The following is a 20151-nucleotide window of genomic DNA, read 5'->3' as shown; positions in this document are numbered from 1 at the left end:
ATGACAGACCTACCGAGGAGATCGACCATGACCACCATCACTGTTGCCGACGCACGGGTGCACTACGAGGAGTTCGGGTCCGGGGAGGGCGTTCCGCTGGTGCTCGTCCATGGGACCGGGTCGGCCGGTGCCGGACTGACCTGGGGTGATCTGGCGCCGCGGTTCGCCGAGCGGCGGCCCGTGGTGACCGTCGACCTGTCCGGCAGCGACCGCACCGAGGACGAGGGCGGGCCGCTGACCGTGGAAGGGCTGGCGGACCAGGTGTCCGCGGTCGTCGGCGCCGTCAGCCGGGGGCCTGTGGATCTGCTCGGCTTCTCCATGGGGGCGCCGGTCGCCGCGGCCGTCGCGGCGCTGCGGCCCGAGCAGGTGCGGCGGCTGGTCCTGGTGTCGGGCTGGGCGCACACCGACGGGGATGAATACCTTCGGAACCTGTTCACGCTCTGGCTGCGGCTGGGATCGCTGGACGCGGACGCGTTCGGGCGGAGCGTGACCATGACGGGCTTCAGCCAGAGCTTCCTGAACACCATCGGCCGGGATCAGGTCGAGCAGCTGATCCCCAACATGCCCCCGACTCCGGGGACTCTGCGGCATGTCGAGCTGGACACCCGCGTCGATATCCGGAAGCTGCTTCCCCGTATCTCCGCCAGGACTCTGGTCGTCGGCGCGCGGCACGACGCCACCGTGCCGGTCGCCCACAGCAAGGCGCTGCACGCTGCCATTGCCGCCAGTGACTATGCCGAACTCGATGCCGGGCATGTCGTCTTCTTCGAGCAGCCGGACGCCTTTCTCGGCGCCGTCACCAGGTTCCTCGACGCTGGGTGAGAGTGCTCAGGCGGGAGCGAGCGTGGTGTTTCACGTGAAACACCACGCTCGGGGCAAGCCGGTCAACGTGTCGTGTGCGCTCCGCCGTTCACGTGCAGCGTCTGGCCGGTGATGTGCCGCGCGCCCGGTGAGGCGAGGAAGTAGGCGGTCTCCGCGATGTCCGCCGGAACGCCCGCCCGCTTGTTGTGTGTCTCCTCGACCAGCGCCGTACGGCGGGCATCGCTCAGCGCGCCGCCGAAGAACCCGGTCTCGTCGATGAACCCGGCCGAGATCACATTGCTGGTCACCCCGCGCGGCGCCAGCTGGGCGGACAGGAACGCGCCCCACGCGGAGAGCGCGGCCTTGGCGGCGCCGTACGAACCGCCGCGGCGCTCGGCGCCGATGGAGCCGATGCTGATGACGGCGCTCCCTTCGGTCAGCTTGTCCTGGAGGGCGGTGGTGGTGAGGACGGCACTCAGCAGATTCAGCTCCAGGTCCGCCCGCCACTGCGCCGCCTGGCCCGCCAGGGGCGAGAGCCCGTCGGTCGGCGGGTCGGCGAGGCCGCCGGCCGCGTTGACCAGCACATCGAGGCTGTCGAACCGGGCGGCGAGCGCGCTGATCTGCTCGGGGTCGGTCCCGTCGCAGACCACACCGCGCACGCCCAGCTCACGCGCCGCGGCATCGACCGTTGTGGAACGGCGGCCCGTGATGGTGACATCCGCGGCGTCGGCGGCGAAGCGCGCGGCGGTCGCGCGGCCGATTCCGCTGGTCCCGCCGGTGATGAGGACGGTACGGGGCATCCTGTTCTCCCTGCTAACGTTTAGGTCTAAAGGAGATCCTAGGGCACGAGGAGACGGCGCCGTGGACGAGCTGCGGGTCCCCTACCCCGCGACCGAGATCGCCGCCGCCTGGCAGCGCGAGCGGCCGGGGACGCCGACCGGATCGATCGAGATCGTCACCCCGATCCTGTGGCTCGCGAAGCTGTTCGCCGACGACAGGACCCGGGTCCTGCGCGAGGCCGGTATCGACGCCGCGACCCTTGACCTGCTCTCGGTCCTGCGGCGCTCCGGCGCCCCCTATGTGCTGACCACGCGCGAGATCGCGCGGCGGACCCTCGTCACGGCCGGTGCCGTCTCCCAGCGCGTGGCCCGCGCCGAGCGGGAGGGGCTGGTCACCCGCGCGCCCGGCGCGGAGGGGAACCGTTCGGTCGACGTCTCCCTGACACGCGCCGGGCACGAGCTGATCGAACGCTCGGTGGACGCGGTGCTCGGCCGCGAGACGGACCTCATCGCCTCGCTGTCCGCGCCGGAGCGGGAGGCGCTGGCGGCGCTGCTCGACCGGCTCTTCACCGATGTCCGGCGCAGGACCGACGTGCGGGGCGGGGCCGGCGTGCGGGGCGGGGCCGGCGCCGGATGAGCCGGGCGCGCCGTCACAGCGCGTCGGCAAGCTCCTGCAGCAGCCGGAGCTTCGACCGGGCGCCGACCAGCGACTTCACCGGCTCGCCGCCCGTGAACAGCATGAGGGTGGGCATCGACAGCACGCCGTAGCGGGCCGTCGTGACCGGGTGGTGGTCCACGTCCAGGCTGACGATCTTCAGCTCACCGGCCTTCTCCGCCGCGATCTGGGCGAGCACGGGGGCGATCATCCGGCACGGCGGGCACCAGTCGGCGGTGAACTTCACCAGGACGGGCAGCTCGGCGGCGAGCACCTCGGCGGCGAACGTCGCGTCGGTCACCTCGCGGACGGGGGATGCGGTCTGCTGCACGGTTCGGGCTCCTGTCGGTCGGTCGGAGGGGTGACCAGCTCGCAGCGCGGCTCCGGCGCGGCGCTCGCCGAGGCGAGCAGCAGCCGCTCGCGGACGGTCTCGCGCACCGCGTTCAGCTCGGCGATGCAGGCGTCCAGTTCCGCGAGCTTGCTCCGGTAGACGTCGAGGGAGGCCGGGCAGGTGTCGCCCGTGGGGTGCCCGGCGCGCAGGCACTCCACGAACGGCCGCGTCTCCTCCAGCCCGAAGCCGAACGCCTGCAGCGCGTGGATCTGCCGGAGCATCCGCAGGTCGTCCTCACCGTAGGTGCGGTAGCCGTGGGCGTCGCGCCGTGCGGTGAGCAGGCCGCGGGACTCGTAGTACCGCAGCGCGCGCGGGGTGGTCCCGGCGCGGGCCGCCAGTTCGCCGATACGCATCGGGGCCCCTTCGGTCGAGGTGGTCGGACACGACGCTAGACATTGACGTCGGCGTCAACGCCAGCCCTCGCCCCGCCCTTCCCCCGGCCGCCCTCGGGAGTGAGTCGTGTAAAAAATGAACGGCGTATAGTTACTGTGCGGCGTTCCGCGAGGGAGCGGCGAGGAAAGGACGACGGACCATGAGCAGAACCGTGCTGTTCGACGAGCTGGGCGGCCCCGAGGTGCTCCGCTTCGCCGAGCTGCCCCCCGAAGAGCCCGGCCCCGGCGAGGCCCGCGTACGGGTCCAGGCCATCGGCCTCAACCGCAGCGAGGCCCTCTTCCGCTCCGGCGGCTACTGGTACGACGCCACGCTGCCCGCCTCCCGCATCGGCGGCGAGGCGTCCGGCCTGGTCGAGGCGGTCGGCCCCGGCGTGACGGAGGTGGCGCCGGGCGACGCGGTGAGCGTGCTGGTCATCGACACGACGATGTCGAGCCGGGGCGTGTACGCCGAGACGGTGACCGTGCCCGTCGGCTCGCTGCTCCGGCGCCCGGACGACGTGGACCCGGTCACCGGCGCCGCGGTGTGGATCTCGTACCTGACGGCGTACGGCGCGCTGGTCGAGGCCGCCGCGGTCAGGCCGGGCGACACGGTGGTCGTCACGGCCGCGTCCAGCGCGGCGGGGCTCGCCATGCTCCAGACGGCGCGGCACCTGGGCGCCGTGCCGATCGCCGTCACGCGGGAGCCGGAGGCCAAGGGCGCGCGCCTGCGCGAGGCGGGCGCGGCGCACGTGCTGGCGGCGGGCGACGGGCTGGTGGAGCGGATACACGAGGTGACGGACGGGCGCGGCGCGGACGCCGTCCTCGACTCGGTCGGCGGCCCCGGCCTCACCGAACTGGCCCTGGCCGTCACGCGCGGCGGCATCCTCGTCGTCTACGGCTGGCTCGACCCGCGGCCCATGCCGATGCCGCGGAACTGGCCGCTGCGGATCAGCGGGTACGCCGTCCACCTGGTCGTCGAGGACCCCGAGGCGCTGCGGCGCGGCCAGGCGTTCGTGCTCGCGGGCCTGCGGTCCGGGGGGCTCGCGCCGGTCGTGGACCGCACGTTCGCGCTGGACGACATCGCCGACGCGCACCGCCACCTGGAGGGCAACGGACAGGTCGGCAAGGTCGTCGTGACGGTCCCCTGAGCCGGACGCCTCAGGCGTCCGCCCGCCGGAAGGCGCCCGCCCGTGCCGCCAGGGCGGCGTAGCCGGCGGCGTGGGCGGGCAGCCCGGGGTCCGGCGGGGTCCGCAGCAGGACGAAGCGGTGGTAGAGCGGGGCGGTCGCGGCGACGAGCAGCGCGTACGGGTCGGTGTCCGGCGCCGTCTCGCCGCGCCCGGCGGCCCGTTCCACGACGACGCCGCAGCGCGCGTACCGGTCGGCCCAGAAGCGGCGCAGCGCCCGTGCGGCCTCCCCGGAGCGGAAGGCGGCCGCGATGAGGGCCATGGTCACCGGCGGCCCCTCGGTGAGCGCGGCGTACACCTCCTCGTTGAGCGCCCGCAGGTCGCCGGTGAGGGAGCCGGTGTCCGGGGGCCGCCAGTCGTCGTCCGTGCCCGCGTCGAGCGCGGCGGCGAGCAGGCCGCCGACGTCGCGCCACCTGCGGTAGACGGTGGCGCGGTGGACGCCCGCGCGGGCGGCGACGGTGTCGACGGACAGGGCGTCGAAGCCGTGCTCCACCAGTTCGGCGGTCACGGCGGCGACGACCTGCGCCTGGACGCGAGCGCTGCGCCCGCCGGGACGGCGCCGGGTGGGGGTGCCGTTCTTCCCGCTTGCCCGGGGAGTGGAGGCCATGCGACGATGGTACGCGTTAAGGCGACGACTGTCGCCATAGTCGTTCGTGAAGGAGCCGTTCCGATGCTCGACCAGCGTGTTCACCCGGTCCCGCGGCCGTCGGCCGCACCGTTCACGAACGCCTGGGAGCACCCGTATGCCCACACAGATCAGCGCGCACGACGTCACGAAGTCCTACGGCGGGCGACTCGTCCTTGACGCGGTCACCTGCGCCTTCCCCGTCGGCCGACGCATGGGGATCATCGGCGAGAACGGGTCGGGCAAGACGACCCTGCTGCGCCTCCTCGCCGGGGAGGAACGCCCCGATCAGGGCGAGATCGTCCGCCAGGCGGACGGCGGCGTCGGCTACCTCCCCCAGGACGGCCGGCTCGACCCCGCGCTGACCGTCGCCCAGGTCGTCGACGGCGCCCTCGCCGAACTGCGCGCCGTCGAACGCCGGATGCGCCGGCTGGAGGCCGCCCTCGCGGACGGCGACGAGACGGGCCTCGCCGAGTACGGCGACCTGCTGACCGTCTTCGAACTGCGCGGCGGCTACGACGCCGACGCCCGCGTCGAACGCGCCCTCCACGGCCTCGGCCTGCGCGGACTCGACCACGGACGCCGCGTCGGGAGCCTCTCCGGCGGCCAGCGCGTCCGGCTGCGGCTCGCCGCCGTCCTGGCCGCGGCCCCCGAGGTCCTGCTGCTCGACGAGCCGACCAACCACCTCGACGACGACGCCCTGACCTGGCTCCAGGACCACCTGGCGGCCCGGCGCGGCACCACCGTCGCCGTCTCGCACGACCGCGTGTTCCTCGAACGCGTCGCCGACGGCCTGGTCGAGGTCGACGCCGACCGCGGGACCGTCGTCCGCCACGGCAACGGCTACGCGGGCTACCTCGCCGAGCGCGCCGCCGCGCGCCGCCGCTGGGAGCGGGCGCGCGAGGACTGGGAGGCGGAGCTGGCCGCGCTGCGCAGGACGGCCGCCACGACCGCGCGCCGCGTCGCGCCGGGGCGCGCCATGAAGGACAACAACAAGATGGCGTACGACATGCACGGCGCGCGCGTGCAGCAGTCGCTCGCCAGCCGGGTGCGCAACGCGGAGGAACGTATCCGCAGGCTCCTCGCCGACCCCGTGCCGCCGCCCCCCGAGCCGCTGCACTTCGCCGCCGGGGCGTTCGCCGCGTCCGCTGGGCCGGCGCGCGAGGGCACCACCGTCCTGGCCGCCGAGGACGTCGCGGTGGACGGGCGGCTCGCGCCGGTCGGCCTCGCGCTCGCGCCGGGCGGCAGGCTGCTCGTCACCGGGCCGAACGGGACGGGCAAGAGCACGCTGCTGCGCGTCCTCGCCGGGGAGGCCGGGCCCGACGCCGGGGGGGTGACGCGGCGCGGCCGGGTCGCGTACCTCCCGCAGGACCCCGAGCCGGGACGGCCGGGCGAGACGCTGCTCGCGGCGTTCGCGCGCGGCCGGGCGGGCACGCCGGAGGAGCACGCCGAACGGCTGCTGTCGTACGGCCTGTTCGCGCCCGAGCGGCTGACCGTCCCGGTCACCGGCCTGTCGGCGGGGCAGCGGCAGCGGCTCGCGCTCGCGCGCCTGCTGGCCGCGGAACCGGCCGACGTGCTGCTGCTCGACGAGCCGACGAACCACCTGTCCCTCGGGCTGGTGGAGGAACTGGAGACGGCGCTCGACGGCTTCGGCGGCGCGCTCGTCGTCGTCAGCCACGACCGGCTGCTGCGGCGCCGCTGGCGCGGGGAGCGTCTTGAGCTGGCGCGGCAGGACATGTACGCGGAGGCGCGGTGACGACCACCGGCACGACTCCGACAGATGGCACGACCCCGCAGGAGAACGACATGATTTCGTTGACACAGCTGACCGACCCCGGCCAGGGCCCCTACGGGATCACGCAGGGGCCGGACGGCGCAGTGTGGACGACCCTGGTGCACAGCGGTGAGATCGCCCGCCTGGGCATGGACGGCAGGGTGGACCGCTACGGGCTCGACGCCCCGGGCAGCAAGCCCACAGTGATCACGCAGGGTCCCGACGGTGCGCTGTGGTTCAGCCGCTACGGGGACCACCGCATCGGGCGGATAGGGACGGACGGGCGCGCGTCCTCGTACACCCCGCCGACCCCGGAGAGCGGGCCGTACGGGATCACGCCTGGTCCGGACGGCGCGGTGTGGTTCACCCAGATGAACGCGGACCGCATCGGGCGCGTCGACATGGCGGGCGGCATCACGGAGTACCCGCTGCCGGAGCGCGGCACGTACCCCTCGGCCATCGCGGCGGGTCCCGACGGCGCGCTGTGGTTCACCCTCAACCAGGCGAACGCGGTGGGACGGCTCGTCCCGGGCGGCGGGACGACGGTCTTCCCGCTGCCCACGGAGGGCGCGGCGCCCGTGGGCATCACACGGGGCGGGGACGGTGCCATGTGGTTCGTGGAGATCGGGGCGGGGCAGATCGGGCGCGTCTCCATGGAGGGCGAGGTGACGGAGTACGCGCTGCCCGACCGGTCGGCGCGCCCGCACGCGCTGGTGGCCGACCCCGCGGGCGCGGGGTGCTGGTTCACGCAGTGGGCGGCGGGCAGTGTCGGCTACATCGATGCGGACGGCGGGCTGCGGGAGCACGCGCTGCCGTCCGGGACGTCGGAGCCGCACGGTCTGGCGTTCGGCGCGGACGGGGCACTGTACGTCGCCCTGGAGAGCGGCCACGTGGCGCGGCTTGACCTTCGAGCCGCTTGAAAGCGCACCCTCGTGCCATGGACGAGAGAGACACCGTGGAGGCCGGGGGTGAGGACGGACTGCTGAGCATCGGCGCCTTCGCCCGGCGGGTCGGGCTGGCGCCGAGCGCGCTGCGGTTCTACGACGACTGCGGCCTGCTGCGCCCCGCCCGGGTGGACGCGGCCAGCGGCTACCGGTGGTACGCGCCGGGGCAGGCGGACCGGGCCGTCACCGTGCGGCGGCTGCGCGCGGCGGGGCTGCCGCTGGTCGACGCGCGGGTGGTGCTGGACGGCGGGCCGGACGAGGCGCGGCGGGTGCTGGCCGGGCACGCGCGGCGGGCCCGGCGTACGGCGGTGGAGGCCGAGGCGGCGATCGAGGAGGTCCTGCGGGACCTGCCGGACGGCGCCCCCCGGCGCGCGGAGGCGTGGGTGGGGGCGGCCGAACTGGCGAGCGCCGTACGGCAGGTGGCGCCCGCCGTCGCGACCGGCGCGGCGCGCGCGGAGTTCCCCGTGCTCGGGCACGTGCTGCTCGAACTGGCGGACCAGGAGCTGCGGCTCGTCGCGACCGACCGGTACCGGCTGGCCGTCCGCGTGCTGCGTCCCGAACGGGTCGCGGGCGGACCGGCGCGGGTGCCCGTGGCGGCCGGTGAGCTGGTCGCGGCCGCGGCGTGGGCGCTGGAGTGGCCGGAGGCGGCCGTCACGGTGGAGGACGGGGCGGCGTGGCTGTCCCGCGGGGACGGACGGCGCGCGCTGCCGGTGGCGGACGGGGAGTTCCCGGCGTACCGCATGGTCCTGGACGCGCTGCCCCCGGTGACGACCCGGCTGATCCACGACCGGGCCGCGCTGGCGGAGGCGGTGCGGGCGGCGGGGGAGCGCGGCGCGCCCTTCGTGCTGGACGGGCCGGACGGGGGCGAGGGGGGCGACGGCGGCGCCGACCGTACGCGCGTCGTCCGTACGGGGCCGCCGGTGCGGCTCGCGTTCGATCCGGCCGTGCTGCTCGCGGCGCTGGAGGCCGGGGTGGGGCCGGACGTGCTGTTCGACGTGTCGTCGCCCTACGGGCCGGTCGTGGTCCGCTCCGCCGACCAGGGCAGTTTCACGACGCTCGTGATGCCCGTGGCCGCCGCACCCGACCGCGCGAACTGACCGCCCCACACCCGGGAGAGACCCCATGGACCCACAGAACCCCGTCATCCGGCTCTGCACCGAGGGCATGCAGGCGGAAGCGCAGGGGCGGCCCGACGACGCCCGCGCGCTCTTCCTGCGTGCCTGGGAGGGGGCCACCGACGACTACGAGGCCTGCGTCGCCGCGCACTACCTCGCGCGCCACCAGTCCACGCCCGAGGACACGCTGCACTGGAACCAGGAGTGCCTGCGCCGCGCCGACGCCGTGGGCGACGAACGCGTCAGCGCGTTCTACCCGTCGCTGCACCTCAACCTCGGCCAGGCGTACCGCGACCTGGGCGACGACGGAACGGCCCACGCGCACTTCACGCGGGCCGCCGCCCGTATCGACGCCGTCCCGCCCGGCCCGTACGCCGACTGGGTGCGCTACGCCGTCGCGCAGGGACTGCGCGACACCGGCCCCGCCCCCCAGGACGTCCGCCCCGGCGGGGACGCGCTGGGCGCGCTGCTGGCCTCCCTGTGCGCACGCGCCGATCTCAAAGCCCTCGCGGTGCTGCTGCCCGCCTACGTCGGTGACCTCGGCACCGAGGAGGACCGCACACGGCTCACCACCGCCCTCCACATGCTCCACGCGGGCCGTTCGCTGCCCGACGCGGACCAGGCGGCGGCGTCCCGCGCGCTCGCCGGGCTCACCGCGCGGGCCGTGTCCCCGGGAGGAACCGCTGGACGGGGCGCCCCAGCCATGTAAGCATATGCGTCATGTCGAATACTGATGCAGTGGCGTGGCCCGCCGGATTCCGCGCGGTCACGGCGCACGCCGGGCTGCGCGACGAGGGCGACGACCTCTCGGTGATCGTCTCCGACCTCCCCTCGGTGAGCGCGGCGATGTTCACCCGCAGCCGGTTCGCCGGGCCGTCCGTCGTGCTCAGCAGGCGGCACGCCGCGGGCCGCCGGCTGCGGGCGATCGTCACCGTGGCGAAGAACGCGAACGTCGCCACCGGCGCCCAGGGCGCGGCGGACGCGGCCGAGATCGCCGGACACGTCGCGGACGCGCTCGGCGTGGCGGCGGACGAGGTGCTGATCAGCTCCACCGGCGTCATCGGCCGCCCGCTGCCGATGGACCCGATCCGCGCCCGGCTGACCGGGCCGTGGGGGCCGTTCGACGCGACGCCGCTGACCGTCGCGCGCGCCATGATGACGACCGACACCCGCCCGAAGACGGCGGAGCGCGCGGTCGGCGGCGCGCGGATCGTCGGCGTCGCCAAGGGCGTCGGCATGATCGAGCCCGACATGGCGACGATGCTCGCCTACCTCGTCACGGACGCCGCGCTCACCCCGGAGGAGCTGGACGGCGCGCTGCGCGCCGCGGTGGACGAGACGTTCAACTCCCTCAGTGTCGACACGGACACCTCCACCTCCGACACGGTCGCGGTCCTCGCGAGCGGCGCGGCCGGGCCGGTCGACGTGGCGGAGTTCACGGCGGCGCTGCGCGCCGTCTGCCTCGACCTGACCGAGCAGCTCGCGCGGGACGGCGAGGGCGCGTCGAAGCTCCTGCGGGTGACCGTGGAGGGCGCGCGCGACCGCGCGCAGGCCAAGCGGATCGCCAAGAGCGTGGTGAACTCGCCGCTGGTCAAGACGGCGGTGCACGGCGCCGACCCCAACTGGGGGCGGGTGGTGATGGCCATCGGCAAGAACGCGGACGACACCGACATCGACCAGGAGAAGGTCACCGTGCGCTTCGGCGCGGTCGAGGTCTACCCGGCCGAGCAGACCGACGAGGTGCTGGCCGGGCTGACGCGCGTGATGAGCCAGGACGAGGTGGACATCGGCGTGACCCTCGGCATCGCGGACGGCCGGGCCACGGTGTACGGCTGCGACCTGACGGACGGTTACATCAGGATCAACGCCGACTACACGACCTGACCGGCCTGTTCACCGCCTCCGCCCCGGAAATCCCCGGGGCGGTGTCGGAGGGACGCGTTAGGGTCGTGGCCATGGAGACGGCGGCCTCGTACGGAGCCCCGGCCCGGCTGCGGGCCCAGCCCAGCTGGCTGCTCACGCATGTGACGACGCACGCGCGGCAGCTGGTCGGCGAGGCGTTCGCCGGGCTGGGGGCGCGGCGGTACCACTACGCGCTGCTGGCGGCGCTGGCGGAGTTCGGGCCGTCGAGCCAGGCGGTGCTGGGACGGCGGTGCGGCATCGACCGCAGCGACGTCGTCGCGGCGCTCAACGAACTGGCGGGCGAGGGGTATGTGGTGCGCGACCCCGACCCGGCCGACCGGCGGCGCAATGTGATCACCATAACGGCGGCGGGCGCGCGTCGGCTCGCCCACGCCGACGAGGCGCTCGCCCGCGCCCAGGCCGACCTGCTCGCGCCGCTCACCGAGCCCGAACGCGCCGAACTCGTCCGGCTCCTCGGACTGCTCTACGAGGCGACCGCGGGGGCACCGGAGTGACCGTCACCCGCGCCGAGCCGTCCCCCGGACTGCGCGCGCTCGCCGTCCGCACCGCGCGGCGGCACGGGGTGCCCGCCTCCGCGGTGACGCGTTCCCCCGCGCAGGGCGAGGCGGCGACCGTCTGGCTGCTCGGCGACGGGCTCGTGCTGAAGATCGCGCACCGCGACCCGGCGTTCGCGGCGGACCTGCGCAAGGAGGCCGTCGTCATCCCCTACGCGGTCGGGCTCGGGGTCCTGACCCCGGAGATCGTCGAGTTCGGGGACGACTCGGAGCTGCCGTACCTGCTGCTGCGCCGCGCGCCCGGCGCGCCGCCGCCCGGCGGCGAGCCGTCGCCCGCCGCGCACCGCGAGCTGGGCCGCCAGCTGGCGCTGCTGCACGGCGCGAGCCCTGTCCCGTCCCTGCCGGGCGTGCCGGTGGACCCGGCCGGGGGCGACCCCAGGCCCGGCATCGACCGCCTCGCGTCGAAGGGGTACCTGAGCGCGGGGCTCGCCGGATGGCTCGCGGGCTGGTTCGACGACCTGGCGGCCCGCATACCGGCGGACCCACCCGCCCCCGTGCTGGTCCACGGGGACGTCTCCGCGCTGAACCTGCTGGTCGACGGCGCGGGGGACGGCGGCCTGACCGCGCTGCTCGACTGGGGCGACGCGGCGGTGACCGACCCCGCCGTCGAGTTCGCCAAGGTGCCGCCGCGCGGCGTCGCGGACGTCCTGGCGGGGTACGGCGTGGGGCCCGCCGAGGCGGACGTGTGGTGGGCCCGCGTCCTGTGGCACCACCTGAGCTGGGCCGTCCCGCGCCTCGCCGACCCGCCGCGCCCGCGCGCCGCGCACTGGAGCGCGCAGCCGGCGAACCGGCTGCTCGAACTCCTCCGGCACTACGCCGGTCTCTTCCCCGGCGCGGGCTCGATGAGGTCCCAGCGGTTGCCGTAGGGGTCGCGGAGCACGGCGACCCGGCCGTACGGCTCGTCCCTCGGCTCCTGCTCGAACGTCGCGCCCGCCTGCTCCAGGCGGCTGTGGTCGGCGGCGAAGTCGTCCGTGTAGAGGAAGAAGCCGACCCGGCCGCCGGTCTGGTCGCCGATGCGGGCCTTCTGGCGTTCGCCCTCGGCGCGGGCGAGCAGGAGGCCCGTCTGCGCGTCGGGGCCCGGGGCCATGACGACCCAGCGCTTGTTGGGCTTGCCCGGCTCGTGGACGGGCAGGTCCGAGCGCAGTTCGAAGCCGAGGACCTCGGCGTAGTAGGCGATGGCCTCGTCGTAGTCGGCGACGAGCACGGTGATCAGTCCTAGATGGCGCACAGCAGCAGCGTGCCATGCTGGACGGCGTGTACCGGGAACGTACGGCGCGGCATGCGGCGCTTGGTGGCGCGAAGGTGTGGGTGAGTGAGACCGCCCGCAGCAAGCGCGTGCTGCCCGACGGCTGTATGGACCTGCTGTGGGACGGCGGGAGTCTGTCGGTGGCGGGCCCGGACACGAGGGCGTTCATGGCGGCGGGTACGGCGGAGCCGGTGCGCGCGATGGGCGTGCGGCTGGCGCCGGGGGTGGGGCCGGTGGTGTTCGGCGTGCCGGCGGACGAACTGACGGATCAGCGGGTGGCGCTGGCCGCGCTGCTGCCCGCCCGGCGTGTGGCCGAACTGGCGGAACGTGTCGCGGTGGCCGGGGACACGGCTGCCGCCGGGGCGGCGCTCGAAGAGGTGGCCGCCGGGCTGCTCGCCCGTTCGGCCGCCGCGCCGGGGCCGTGGCCGGGGGCGGCGGTCGCGGCGCTCGACGGCGGGCTGGGGGTGGCGGCGACCGCGCGGCTGCTCGGCTGGAGCGAGCGGCAGTTCCGGCGGCGGAGCGTGGCGGCGTTCGGCTACGGGCCGAAGACCCTCGGGCGGGTGCTGCGTCTCCAGCGGGCGGTGCGGCTGGCCGCGGAGCCCGCGGCCGAGGTCGCGGCGCGCGCGGGGTACGCGGACCAGGCGCACATGGCGCGTGAGGTCAGGGACCTGGCGGGGGTGCCGTGGACGGAGCTGCTGGCCGGGTTCGGCTGACGGGGCCGGTTCAGCTGGGGCTCTCGACCTGGGGGAGCGGGGCGAAGAGGTCCACGGGGTTGCCGTCCGGGTCCTTGACGATGGCGTAGCGCTGGCCCCAGAACGCGTCCCAGGGGGCCTTCTCGCCGGTGTACCCCGCCTGGGTCAGCTCGGTCCAGAGCGCGTCCACCTCGGCGGGGCCGTCGCACAGGAAGGCCAGGCCGAGCCGGTGGCCGCCCTGCGACGGGGTCCAGTCGGGGAGGAAGGTGCGGATCGTGTCCACCGTGTCCCAGGCCAGGCGCTGCCCGCCGGGGAGCAGGATCTCCACGTGCGGCTCCTTCTCGGCGCCCTCCGGGATGTCGAGGCCGAGGCGGCGGTAGAAGGCGGCGGAGGCGGCGAGGTCGTCGGTGATGATGCCGAAAAGATCGATCCTGGGAGTCATGCAGGCAGGCTACGCACGCGTCTGACCTGCGGTCTTGAACGAATCGGCCGTGTCGCCCGCGCTTCTCGCCCGGCGGCGGGCGGCGCCGTTGTCAGAGGGGTCCGCTACTCTCCGTGACCATGAGTGTGCGAACGGAAAAGCGGATGGAAGCGGGCCTGCGGGGTCCGGCGGGCGGGTCAGCCCGCGGGCTCCAGGGTGCGGACGGCGGCGACCAGCGCGGCGAGATCGGCGTGCCGCTCGGCCTCTTCGAGGGCCTCGCGCAGCGCCGTGTCGTGGGTGGGGCGCGCCGTTTCGAGGAGGCGCAGGCCCTCGGGCGTGACGTCGGTGTAGATGCCGCGCCGGTCGTCCTGGCACAGATAGCGGGTGAGCAGGCCGCGGTCCTCCAGGCGGTTCACCAGGCGGGTCGTGGCGCTCTGGCTCAGGACGACGGCGGCGGCCAGCTCGTTCATCCGGAAGTGGCCGCCCTCGCCGTCGTGCTGCTGGCTGAGGACGTTGATCACCGAGTACTCGCGGGTGCTCAGTCCGTGGGCGGACTGGAGGGCGCGCTCGATGTGCGCGTCGATGCGGTTGTGGAGCGTGGACAGGGCGCACCAGCCCTGGGCGAGGGTCGGCTCCGGGCGCGTCATTGCTCCTCCAGACCTCGTCTCCAGCGGTGTTTCCCCAGAGTAGCCCACGGGCGCAATAGTCGGCGCTTGCATATAGTCGGCGTCTGCAATTATTGTCCAAGCGGGTAAAGACTGTTTGCAAGGGTGGGTCGTGTCCGGGGCGCGGCCTGCCGTGATCGCACGGAAAGGTGTCTCGGACATGCCCATCGCACTCCTGGCGCTCGCCATCGGAGCGTTCGGCATCGGCACCACGGAGTTCGTGGTGACGGGGCTGCTGCCGGAATTCGAGGCGGAGTTCGGCGTCTCCACCTCGCTGGCGGGCTTCACGGCCACCGGGTACGCGCTCGGTGTCATGGCCGGCGCGCCGGTCATGGCGGTCGCCGGGGCCAGGGCGCGGCCCCAGCGGATGCTCATGCTGATGATGGTCTTCTTCACCGTCGGCAACGCCGTGTCCGCTCTCGCCCCGGCATTCGGAGTGCTGGTCACGGGCCGGGTGATCGCCTCGCTGGCCCATGGCGCGTTCTTCGGCATCGGCTCCGTGGTGGCCGCCCGGCTGGTGGCGCCCGGGAAGCGGGCCGGGGCGATAGCCCTGATGTTCACCGGCCTGACCGTCGCCAACGTGGTGGGCGTCCCGCTCGGCACGCTGCTCGGCCAGCAGGTGAGCTGGCGGCTGACCTTCGCCGCCATCACGGCCGTCGGCCTCGTCGCGCTGTTCGGCGTCGCGACGCTCGTCCCCCGCGACGCGGGCAGGACCGAGGCGGCACCCGGTGCCCGTACCGGCGGCGGGCTGCGCGGCGAACTGGTCGCGCTGCGGCACCCGCAGGTGCTGCTCGCCATGGCCATGACCGTGCTCGGCTTCGGCGGCGTGTTCACGGCCATCACCTACATCGCGGAGATGATGGCCGAGGGCGCCGGGTACGCCGAGTCCAGCGTCACCTGGCTGCTGGTCCTCTTCGGCGTCGGACTGGTCGTCGGCAACCTGGTCGGCGGACGCTACGCCGACCGCGCCCTGATGCCTCTGCTCTACGTCACGCTCACCGGACTCGCCGCGGCGCTGGCCCTGTTCACGGTCACCGCGCACGACAAGACCGCGGCGGCCATCACCCTCCCGCTGATCGGCGCCCTCGGCTTCGCCACGGTGCCGCCCCTCCAGAAGCGCATCCTCGACAACGCGGCGCAGGCACCCACGCTCGCCTCGGCGCTCAACATCGGGGCGTTCAACCTGGGCAACGCCATCGCCGCCTGGCTGGGCGGCCTCGTCCTCTCGGCGGGCGCGGGGGTGACGATGCCGAACCTGGTCGGTGCCGGGATGGCGCTGTCCGCCCTCGCCCTGGCCCTCCTCGCCGCCCGCCTGGAGAAGCGGGGGACCGGGACCGGGGGCCGGATCGTCACCGCGTCGGACGGGAGCGCCCGGATATCCGGGGCCGCCCCGCCTGCCGAGGACGCCCGCGTGTGAGGGACGCGCGTGTCCGGACGGCTGTCCGCCCCGATCCCGGGAAAAGGAGTAACCAGGGGAGTGTGGACGGGGATTGAGGGTACCGGAGCTTTCGTCACAAACTACGCGAATGACGGAGGCGGACATGGCAGGGCACTACGCAGGTACCACCGCTCGTCAGAACAGCAGCGCCATGGCGGTGGCCAGCCTGGTCTGCGGCATCGTGGGTCTCTTCCTCGCCGGCATCCCGCTGGGAATCCTCGCGATCGTCCTCGGTGCGCTGGCGCAGAAGAGAACGCCGACCGGCATGGCGCGGGCGGGCATCATCCTCGGTGTCGTGGACATCGTCCTCGCGATCGTGGCCATCGCCGCGTGGAACTCCGGGGGCTGGTACGTCGGCGGATGACCGCCGCACGGCAGACTCCGCGGCCCGCCCCGGTGACGACATCCGGCGCGGGCCGCGGGCATGCGCACGCCGGTCCCGCCGCGGACCGGGCCGTGGGGGACCGACCGGGCGCGGACCGGCCGGGTGCAGACTGACCGGGTGACACCGATATCCCTGGCCAAAGGTGCCAACATCCCGGTAGCGGCGACTTCCGTACGAGCCGTCCTGAGCTGGGCGGATCTGCCCGACGCCCCGGACGCCGACGCGTCCGCCCTCCTGCTCACGGCGGACGGGAAGGTGCGCGGCGACGACGACTTCGTCTTCTACAACCAGCCGGCCCACCCGTCCGGAGCCGTGCGGCACGCGGGCAAGCACGCGGGCGCGGACGCCGTCGAGATCGACCTCGCCGCGCTGGAGCCCGCCGTCACGCGGGTGGTGCTCGCGGCGTCGGCGGACGGCGGGACGTTCGGCCGGTTCCGCGAGCTGCGGATGCGGCTGCTCGACGCGGGCAGCGGCGCCGAACTGGCCGTCTTCGAGATGGCCGCGACGAGCGAGACGGCCTTCGTCAGCGGCGAGCTGTACCTGTGCGACGGGCGGTGGAAGTTCCGCGCGGTCGGCCAGGGGTACGACAGCGGACTCGCCGGACTCGCCGTCGACTTCGGCATCAGCGTGGACGACGCGGGGGGTGAAGCCGACCCGGCGCCGGACGACGTGCCCCCCGAAGCCGCGACTCCGGCGCCCGGGACTTCGGGGCAGCGCGCTGACGTGCCCCGGGGCGAGGAGTCCCTGCCCGTCGACATGCACAAGCGCCTCTCCCTGCGCAAGCAGCACGTCACCGTCAACCTCGCCAAACGCGGCGCCGCCGGGACCAGGGCGCGCGTCGTCCTCGTCCTCGACGCCTCGGGATCGATGGCCAAGCTGTACGCCGCCCGCGTCGTCCACGACGTCGTGGAACGGATGGCCGCCGTCGCCGCCGCGCTGGACGACGACGGCGAGATGCAGGCCTGGACCTTCGCCTCCAAGCCGGCCAGGCTCCCCGACCTGCGCATTGCCGGCCTGCCCGAATGGCTCGAACTGCACATCAGGGGCTCGGAGATCGCCCTGCTGCGCCGCCGCAAGAAGGCCAAGGAGGGGGCGGACCGCGCACTGCGCGCCGGCCAGGTGGACATGAGCCGCATCGGCTTCGGCAACGAGGAGCACCTCGTCATCCGCGAGGTCAGGGAGTTCGTCACCCAGCAGCCGCGGCAGGAGCCGACCCTCGTGCTCTTCTTCTCCGACGGCGGCGTCTACCGCAACGACTTGATCGAGCGGGAGCTGCGCGCGACCGAACCGCTGCCGGTGTTCTGGCAGTTCGTCGGCCTCGGGAACGCGGGCTTCGGCGTGCTGGAGCGCTTCGACACGCTGCCGGACCGGACCATCGACAACGTCGGGTTCTTCTCGGTCGGCGACATCGCCCGGGTGCCGGACGAGGAGCTGTACGAGCGGCTGCTGTCCGAGTTCCCCACCTGGCTGGCGGCGGCGCGGCGGACCGGCGTCGTCACCAGCTGAGCCCGGTCACCGGCACCTCCGAGACGGCCGACGCGGGCGCGCCGGGGATGCCCCACCGTTCGGCCGCCACGGCGGTCGCGGCCTCGGCCTGCGCGACGGCCGACGGGCCCCAGCCGAGCAGTTCGGCGGCCTGCGCGGGCGTGGCCAGCAGGCGCGGGTACGTGTGGCCCGTCGCCGGGTCGGGCGCCGCCGGGCCGATCTGGAGGATGCGCGCGGTCATGCGGACGCGGGCGCAGGGCCCGAGCCCGTGGCGCGCGCCCGTGGCGTCGTGGACGTAGCCGAGGACCTGGGGATCGGCGACCGTGGCCGCCGCCTCCTCCGCCGCCTCGCGGACGAGGGCGGCGCCCGGGTCGCCGCCGTCGCACGGGTCGAGGGTCCCGCCCGGCAAGACGACGAGGCGCTCGGTGGGGTGGACCATCAGCAGCACGCGCCCGTCCGGCGCGAACAGCCAGCCCCACGACTGGACGTGCGGCAGCGCCGCGGGCAGCTCGGGACCCGGGTGCCACGGCCAGCCCGCGCCCGCCCGCGGCCGGCTGAGGACGGCGTGCCGCTCCAGCGCGGGGAGCGGCCCGATGTGCCGCCCGTCCTGGAGGTAGACGGGCCCCGGCTGCCCCCAGCGGGCGCGCAGCGCGGCCAGCAGGCGGCGGCCCTCGGCCCCCGCCATGCGGGCGGCGGCCTCGCCCGCGGCGAGGAAGCGCGCCCCCGCCAGCTCGTCGGCCGGGAGCCGCAGCCTGCCCACCGTCTCTTCCGGGACCGTGCCGCCGTCGAAGACGATGTGGATGTCCCCGGGGAACGGCAGGTCGTCCGGGATGCCCTCGATCGTCGGGCTGACGTGGTCCACGGCCAGGACCCGTCCAGGCGCCAGGTCGAGCCCGGTCTCCTCGGCGATCTCGCGACGGCAGCCCTCGGCCGGTGTCTCCCCCGCCTCGATGCCCCCGCCGGGCAGCAGCAGCGTCTCGCGGTACGTCGGCTCGACGACGAGGACGCGGCCGTACGGGTCGGTGATGACCGCGCTCGCGCTGAGCCAGACGGTGTGCCGGGACGCGGCGTACTCGGCGTTCGACATGACGGGCTGCCGGGGCAGCCGTACGGGGCGGCCGGTGGTGTCTGTGGCGCGATGCATGGTGTCACCCCAACGGGAGAGGAAACAGGCCCGGTTCAGGGCTAACGGTCCGCTTCGCCGGGAGGACACGGCCGGGGCGCCGTACGCGCGGGCCGGGCCGCGCGGGGGACCGGCGCGCCGGGCATCCCATCCGATGGGCCGACCATCACTCCACTAGGCCGCCCGGACGCTTTCCGCCGCGCCGATCGCGGACTCGTCCGCCCTCACGGCCCACGGGCCCGCGCCGCGTTGAAAGATCGGCCCCATGCCGCCGCCCCTCGACGCCCGGGTCCCCGCGCTGCTCCTGCGCCTCGACCACAACCCGTTCCACCACGGGGCGCTCGGCGCGGTCAGGTCTCTGGGCAGGGCGGGGGTCGAGGTCCATGCGTTCGTCGAGCCGGGCGGCGCGCCGCTGGCCCGTTCCCGCCACCTCGCGGCCGCCCACCGCTTCACCGGCGACCCCACGGCCCCCGGCGACGTGGCCCGCGCCCTGCGCGCCGCCGCCGCCCGCATCGGCCGCCCCGCCGTCCTCGTCCCCCTCGACGACATCGGCGCCCTCACCGTCGCCCGCCTCGCGCCGGAGCTGCGCGCGTCGTTCCTGCTGCCGGACGTGCCGCCCGCCGTCGTCGAGCAGGCCGCGGACAAGGTCAGGCTCGCCGCCCTCTGCGCGCGCCTCGGCGTCCCGCACCCGCGCACCGTCGTCCCCGAGAGCCCGGCCGCCGCCGTCGCCGCCGTCACGGCGCTCGGCCTGCCCGTCGTCGCCAAGTGGAGCCGCCCCTGGCTGCTGCCGCCGGGCTCGGGGCTGCGCAGCACCACCGTCGTCACCTCGGCCGCAGAGGCGCGGCGGCTGTACGAGCGGTCGCCGCACGCCGGGAGCCGCCTCCTCCTCCAGCGCATGCTGCCGGGCGGCCACGGCGCCGACTGGTTCTTCCACGGCTGCTTCGCGGCGGACGGCACCTGCCTGATGAGCGGAACGGGCCGCAAGGACCGCTCCTGGCCACGCCGCGCCGGGCTGACCGCCGTCGGCCGCTGGCTGCCCAACGGGGCGGTGGCTGACGCGGCGCTGCGGCTGGCCGCGCGCCTCGGCTTCCGGGGCGTGCTCGACCTGGACTTCCGCCGCGACCCGGAGACCGGCGCGTACCACCTGCTCGACTTCAACCCGCGGCTCGGCGCGCAGTTCCGGCTCTTCGAGGACAGGTCGGGGCTCGACGTCGTGCGGGCGCTGCACCTGGAGCTGACGGGGCGGCGGCCTGTGCCGCTCGCGCCCGCGCGGCCCGCGGGCGGGCGGCGGACGTTCGTCGTCGAGAGCTACGGGCTCCCGTCGCTGCCGTCGCTCGCGGTGCCGCGAGCGCTGCGGCCGGGGCGGGGCGAGGTGGAGTGGGCGTGGTTCGCGGCGGACGACCCGGCGCCGTTCGCGGCCGTCGCCGCCGCCTATGCGCGCCGCCTGGCGCGCCGCGCGTCCACGGCCGGGGAGACGCCGCGGACGGCGGGGACGCCCGTACGCGCGACCGTCCGCGCACCCGCCCACGCGTCGGCGAACAGCCGCGAACCAGTCGGCAACACCAAGGAGAGATGAGTCC

At 74.9% G+C, this 20151-nt stretch carries 23 protein-coding genes; 15 read left to right on the top strand and 8 right to left on the bottom strand.

The genetic code is table 11. The features are described 5' to 3' along the window. Positions 1-27: 27 nt before the first annotated feature. Positions 28-822: an alpha/beta fold hydrolase gene (locus tag ACIBPC_RS08805; RefSeq protein ID WP_398842261.1), complete on the top strand. Its 795-nt coding sequence runs from the start codon at positions 28-30 to the stop codon at positions 820-822. A gap of 62 nt (positions 823-884) precedes the next feature. Here the strand turns inward: ACIBPC_RS08805 and ACIBPC_RS08800 are convergent, their stop codons facing one another. Then, positions 885-1601, bottom strand: a complete 717-nt coding sequence (locus ACIBPC_RS08800) for an SDR family NAD(P)-dependent oxidoreductase (RefSeq protein ID WP_398842260.1) — start codon at positions 1599-1601, stop codon at positions 885-887. A gap of 61 nt (positions 1602-1662) precedes the next feature. Between ACIBPC_RS08800 and ACIBPC_RS08795 the strand changes: the two genes are divergently transcribed. Then, positions 1663-2217: a MarR family winged helix-turn-helix transcriptional regulator gene (locus ACIBPC_RS08795; RefSeq protein WP_398842258.1), complete on the top strand. Its 555-nt coding sequence runs from the start codon at positions 1663-1665 to the stop codon at positions 2215-2217. 13 nt (positions 2218-2230) lie between these two features. On the opposite strand, the gene ACIBPC_RS08790 is transcribed toward ACIBPC_RS08795, so the two are convergent. Further along, entirely contained in the window at positions 2231-2566 is a 336-nt protein-coding gene (locus ACIBPC_RS08790; RefSeq protein WP_398842256.1) for a thioredoxin family protein, read from the bottom strand. Next, complete coding sequence (locus ACIBPC_RS08785) at positions 2533-2979, bottom strand: MerR family transcriptional regulator (protein ID WP_362956625.1); 447 nt, start codon at positions 2977-2979, stop codon at positions 2533-2535. Before ACIBPC_RS08785 ends, ACIBPC_RS08790 begins: the two co-directional genes overlap by 34 nt. A 179-nt stretch (positions 2980-3158) precedes the next feature. Between ACIBPC_RS08785 and ACIBPC_RS08780 the strand changes: the two genes are divergently transcribed. Continuing rightward, entirely contained in the window at positions 3159-4145 is a 987-nt protein-coding gene (locus tag ACIBPC_RS08780) for a zinc-dependent alcohol dehydrogenase family protein (protein ID WP_398842254.1), read from the top strand. Positions 4146-4155: 10 nt separating this feature from the next. Here ACIBPC_RS08780 and ACIBPC_RS08775 read toward each other — a convergent pair whose 3' ends face one another. Continuing rightward, on the bottom strand, positions 4156-4788 hold the full coding sequence (locus ACIBPC_RS08775) for a TetR/AcrR family transcriptional regulator (protein ID WP_398842252.1): 633 nt from the start codon (positions 4786-4788) through the stop codon (positions 4156-4158). 136 nt (positions 4789-4924) lie between these two features. On the opposite strand from ACIBPC_RS08775, the gene ACIBPC_RS08770 reads away from it, so the two are divergent. The 7 genes from ACIBPC_RS08770 to ACIBPC_RS08740 all read left to right on the top strand — a co-directional run bounded on the left by ACIBPC_RS08770 (position 4925) and on the right by ACIBPC_RS08740 (position 11982). Next, the gene (locus tag ACIBPC_RS08770) at positions 4925-6562 is read left to right on the top strand and encodes an ABC-F family ATP-binding cassette domain-containing protein (protein ID WP_398842251.1); all 1638 of its coding nucleotides are present in this window, start codon (positions 4925-4927) and stop codon (positions 6560-6562) included. A gap of 50 nt (positions 6563-6612) precedes the next feature. Continuing rightward, on the top strand, positions 6613-7500 hold the full coding sequence (locus ACIBPC_RS08765; protein WP_398842249.1) for a virginiamycin B lyase: 888 nt from the start codon (positions 6613-6615) through the stop codon (positions 7498-7500). Between the two features lie 17 nt (positions 7501-7517). Then, on the top strand, positions 7518-8621 hold the full coding sequence (locus tag ACIBPC_RS08760) for a MerR family transcriptional regulator (RefSeq protein ID WP_398842247.1): 1104 nt from the start codon (positions 7518-7520) through the stop codon (positions 8619-8621). A gap of 25 nt (positions 8622-8646) precedes the next feature. Further along, a complete protein-coding gene (locus tag ACIBPC_RS08755) occupies positions 8647-9348 on the top strand; it encodes a hypothetical protein (protein ID WP_398842246.1) in 702 nt (233 codons plus the stop codon). A gap of 11 nt (positions 9349-9359) precedes the next feature. Then, the gene (argJ, locus tag ACIBPC_RS08750; RefSeq protein ID WP_362956640.1) at positions 9360-10523 is read left to right on the top strand and encodes a bifunctional glutamate N-acetyltransferase/amino-acid acetyltransferase ArgJ; all 1164 of its coding nucleotides are present in this window, start codon (positions 9360-9362) and stop codon (positions 10521-10523) included. A gap of 71 nt (positions 10524-10594) precedes the next feature. Then, positions 10595-11056: a MarR family transcriptional regulator gene (locus ACIBPC_RS08745; protein WP_362956643.1), complete on the top strand. Its 462-nt coding sequence runs from the start codon at positions 10595-10597 to the stop codon at positions 11054-11056. Then, positions 11053-11982 (top strand): phosphotransferase family protein, encoded by a 930-nt coding sequence (locus ACIBPC_RS08740; protein WP_398842243.1) that lies wholly within the window; start codon positions 11053-11055, stop codon positions 11980-11982. Before ACIBPC_RS08745 ends, ACIBPC_RS08740 begins: the two co-directional genes overlap by 4 nt. Here the strand turns inward: ACIBPC_RS08740 and ACIBPC_RS08735 are convergent. Beyond that, entirely contained in the window at positions 11928-12344 is a 417-nt protein-coding gene (locus tag ACIBPC_RS08735) for a VOC family protein (RefSeq protein ID WP_398842242.1), read from the bottom strand. The genes ACIBPC_RS08740 and ACIBPC_RS08735 overlap by 55 nt on opposite strands. Positions 12345-12424: 80 nt before the next feature. Between ACIBPC_RS08735 and ACIBPC_RS08730 the strand changes: the two genes are divergently transcribed. Then, positions 12425-13075 (top strand): helix-turn-helix domain-containing protein, encoded by a 651-nt coding sequence (locus ACIBPC_RS08730; protein ID WP_398842240.1) that lies wholly within the window; start codon positions 12425-12427, stop codon positions 13073-13075. 10 nt (positions 13076-13085) lie between these two features. Here ACIBPC_RS08730 and ACIBPC_RS08725 read toward each other — a convergent pair whose 3' ends face one another. After that, the gene (locus ACIBPC_RS08725) at positions 13086-13496 is read right to left on the bottom strand and encodes a VOC family protein (protein WP_398842239.1); all 411 of its coding nucleotides are present in this window, start codon (positions 13494-13496) and stop codon (positions 13086-13088) included. A gap of 176 nt (positions 13497-13672) precedes the next feature. Then, on the bottom strand, positions 13673-14122 hold the full coding sequence (locus ACIBPC_RS08720) for a MarR family winged helix-turn-helix transcriptional regulator (RefSeq protein WP_398842237.1): 450 nt from the start codon (positions 14120-14122) through the stop codon (positions 13673-13675). A 178-nt stretch (positions 14123-14300) separates the two neighbouring features. Here ACIBPC_RS08720 and ACIBPC_RS08715 point away from each other — a divergent pair, with 178 nt between their 5' ends. The 3 genes from ACIBPC_RS08715 (at position 14301) to ACIBPC_RS08705 (ending at position 17469) form a co-directional block, all read left to right on the top strand. After that, the gene (locus tag ACIBPC_RS08715; RefSeq protein WP_398842235.1) at positions 14301-15557 is read left to right on the top strand and encodes an MFS transporter; all 1257 of its coding nucleotides are present in this window, start codon (positions 14301-14303) and stop codon (positions 15555-15557) included. A gap of 124 nt (positions 15558-15681) precedes the next feature. Continuing rightward, positions 15682-15942 carry a DUF4190 domain-containing protein gene (locus tag ACIBPC_RS08710; RefSeq protein ID WP_398842234.1) on the top strand — a complete coding sequence of 87 codons (261 nt, stop codon included), beginning with the start codon at positions 15682-15684 and terminating at the stop codon, positions 15940-15942. A gap of 138 nt (positions 15943-16080) precedes the next feature. Beyond that, positions 16081-17469 carry a VWA domain-containing protein gene (locus tag ACIBPC_RS08705; protein WP_398842232.1) on the top strand — a complete coding sequence of 463 codons (1389 nt, stop codon included), beginning with the start codon at positions 16081-16083 and terminating at the stop codon, positions 17467-17469. On the opposite strand, the gene ACIBPC_RS08700 is transcribed toward ACIBPC_RS08705, so the two are convergent. Then, positions 17459-18592: an NUDIX domain-containing protein gene (locus ACIBPC_RS08700; RefSeq protein WP_398842230.1), complete on the bottom strand. Its 1134-nt coding sequence runs from the start codon at positions 18590-18592 to the stop codon at positions 17459-17461. The genes ACIBPC_RS08705 and ACIBPC_RS08700 overlap by 11 nt on opposite strands. A 244-nt stretch (positions 18593-18836) precedes the next feature. On the opposite strand from ACIBPC_RS08700, the gene ACIBPC_RS08695 reads away from it, so the two are divergent. Continuing rightward, positions 18837-20147, top strand: coding sequence for an ATP-grasp domain-containing protein (locus tag ACIBPC_RS08695; protein WP_398842228.1), 1311 nt, complete (start codon positions 18837-18839; stop codon positions 20145-20147). Positions 20148-20151: the final 4 nt, after the last annotated feature.

It is taken from the genome of Streptomyces sp. NPDC049879 (assembly GCF_044461265.1).
Lineage (GTDB): Bacteria > Actinomycetota > Actinomycetes > Streptomycetales > Streptomycetaceae > Streptomyces.
Note: the sequence above shows the minus strand (reverse complement) of the source record. Positions and strands in the feature narration are given on the sequence as shown.

Coding starts and splice junctions, on each gene's coding strand:
- ACIBPC_RS08760 (WP_398842247.1), top strand. CDS start 7,518: ATGGACGAGAGAGACACCGTGGAGGCCGGGGGTGAGGACGGACTGCTG.
- ACIBPC_RS08755 (WP_398842246.1), top strand. CDS start 8,647: ATGGACCCACAGAACCCCGTCATCCGGCTCTGCACCGAGGGCATGCAG.
- ACIBPC_RS08715 (WP_398842235.1), top strand. CDS start 14,301: ATGCCCATCGCACTCCTGGCGCTCGCCATCGGAGCGTTCGGCATCGGC.
- argJ (WP_362956640.1), top strand. CDS start 9,360: ATGTCGAATACTGATGCAGTGGCGTGGCCCGCCGGATTCCGCGCGGTC.
- ACIBPC_RS08710 (WP_398842234.1), top strand. CDS start 15,682: ATGGCAGGGCACTACGCAGGTACCACCGCTCGTCAGAACAGCAGCGCC.
- ACIBPC_RS08695 (WP_398842228.1), top strand. CDS start 18,837: ATGCCGCCGCCCCTCGACGCCCGGGTCCCCGCGCTGCTCCTGCGCCTC.
- ACIBPC_RS08770 (WP_398842251.1), top strand. CDS start 4,925: ATGCCCACACAGATCAGCGCGCACGACGTCACGAAGTCCTACGGCGGG.
- ACIBPC_RS08720 (WP_398842237.1), bottom strand. CDS start 14,122: ATGACGCGCCCGGAGCCGACCCTCGCCCAGGGCTGGTGCGCCCTGTCC.
- ACIBPC_RS08805 (WP_398842261.1), top strand. CDS start 28: ATGACCACCATCACTGTTGCCGACGCACGGGTGCACTACGAGGAGTTC.
- ACIBPC_RS08785 (WP_362956625.1), bottom strand. CDS start 2,979: ATGCGTATCGGCGAACTGGCGGCCCGCGCCGGGACCACCCCGCGCGCG.
- ACIBPC_RS08700 (WP_398842230.1), bottom strand. CDS start 18,592: ATGCATCGCGCCACAGACACCACCGGCCGCCCCGTACGGCTGCCCCGG.
- ACIBPC_RS08745 (WP_362956643.1), top strand. CDS start 10,595: ATGGAGACGGCGGCCTCGTACGGAGCCCCGGCCCGGCTGCGGGCCCAG.
- ACIBPC_RS08800 (WP_398842260.1), bottom strand. CDS start 1,601: ATGCCCCGTACCGTCCTCATCACCGGCGGGACCAGCGGAATCGGCCGC.
- ACIBPC_RS08775 (WP_398842252.1), bottom strand. CDS start 4,788: ATGGCCTCCACTCCCCGGGCAAGCGGGAAGAACGGCACCCCCACCCGG.
- ACIBPC_RS08780 (WP_398842254.1), top strand. CDS start 3,159: ATGAGCAGAACCGTGCTGTTCGACGAGCTGGGCGGCCCCGAGGTGCTC.
- ACIBPC_RS08765 (WP_398842249.1), top strand. CDS start 6,613: ATGATTTCGTTGACACAGCTGACCGACCCCGGCCAGGGCCCCTACGGG.
- ACIBPC_RS08725 (WP_398842239.1), bottom strand. CDS start 13,496: ATGACTCCCAGGATCGATCTTTTCGGCATCATCACCGACGACCTCGCC.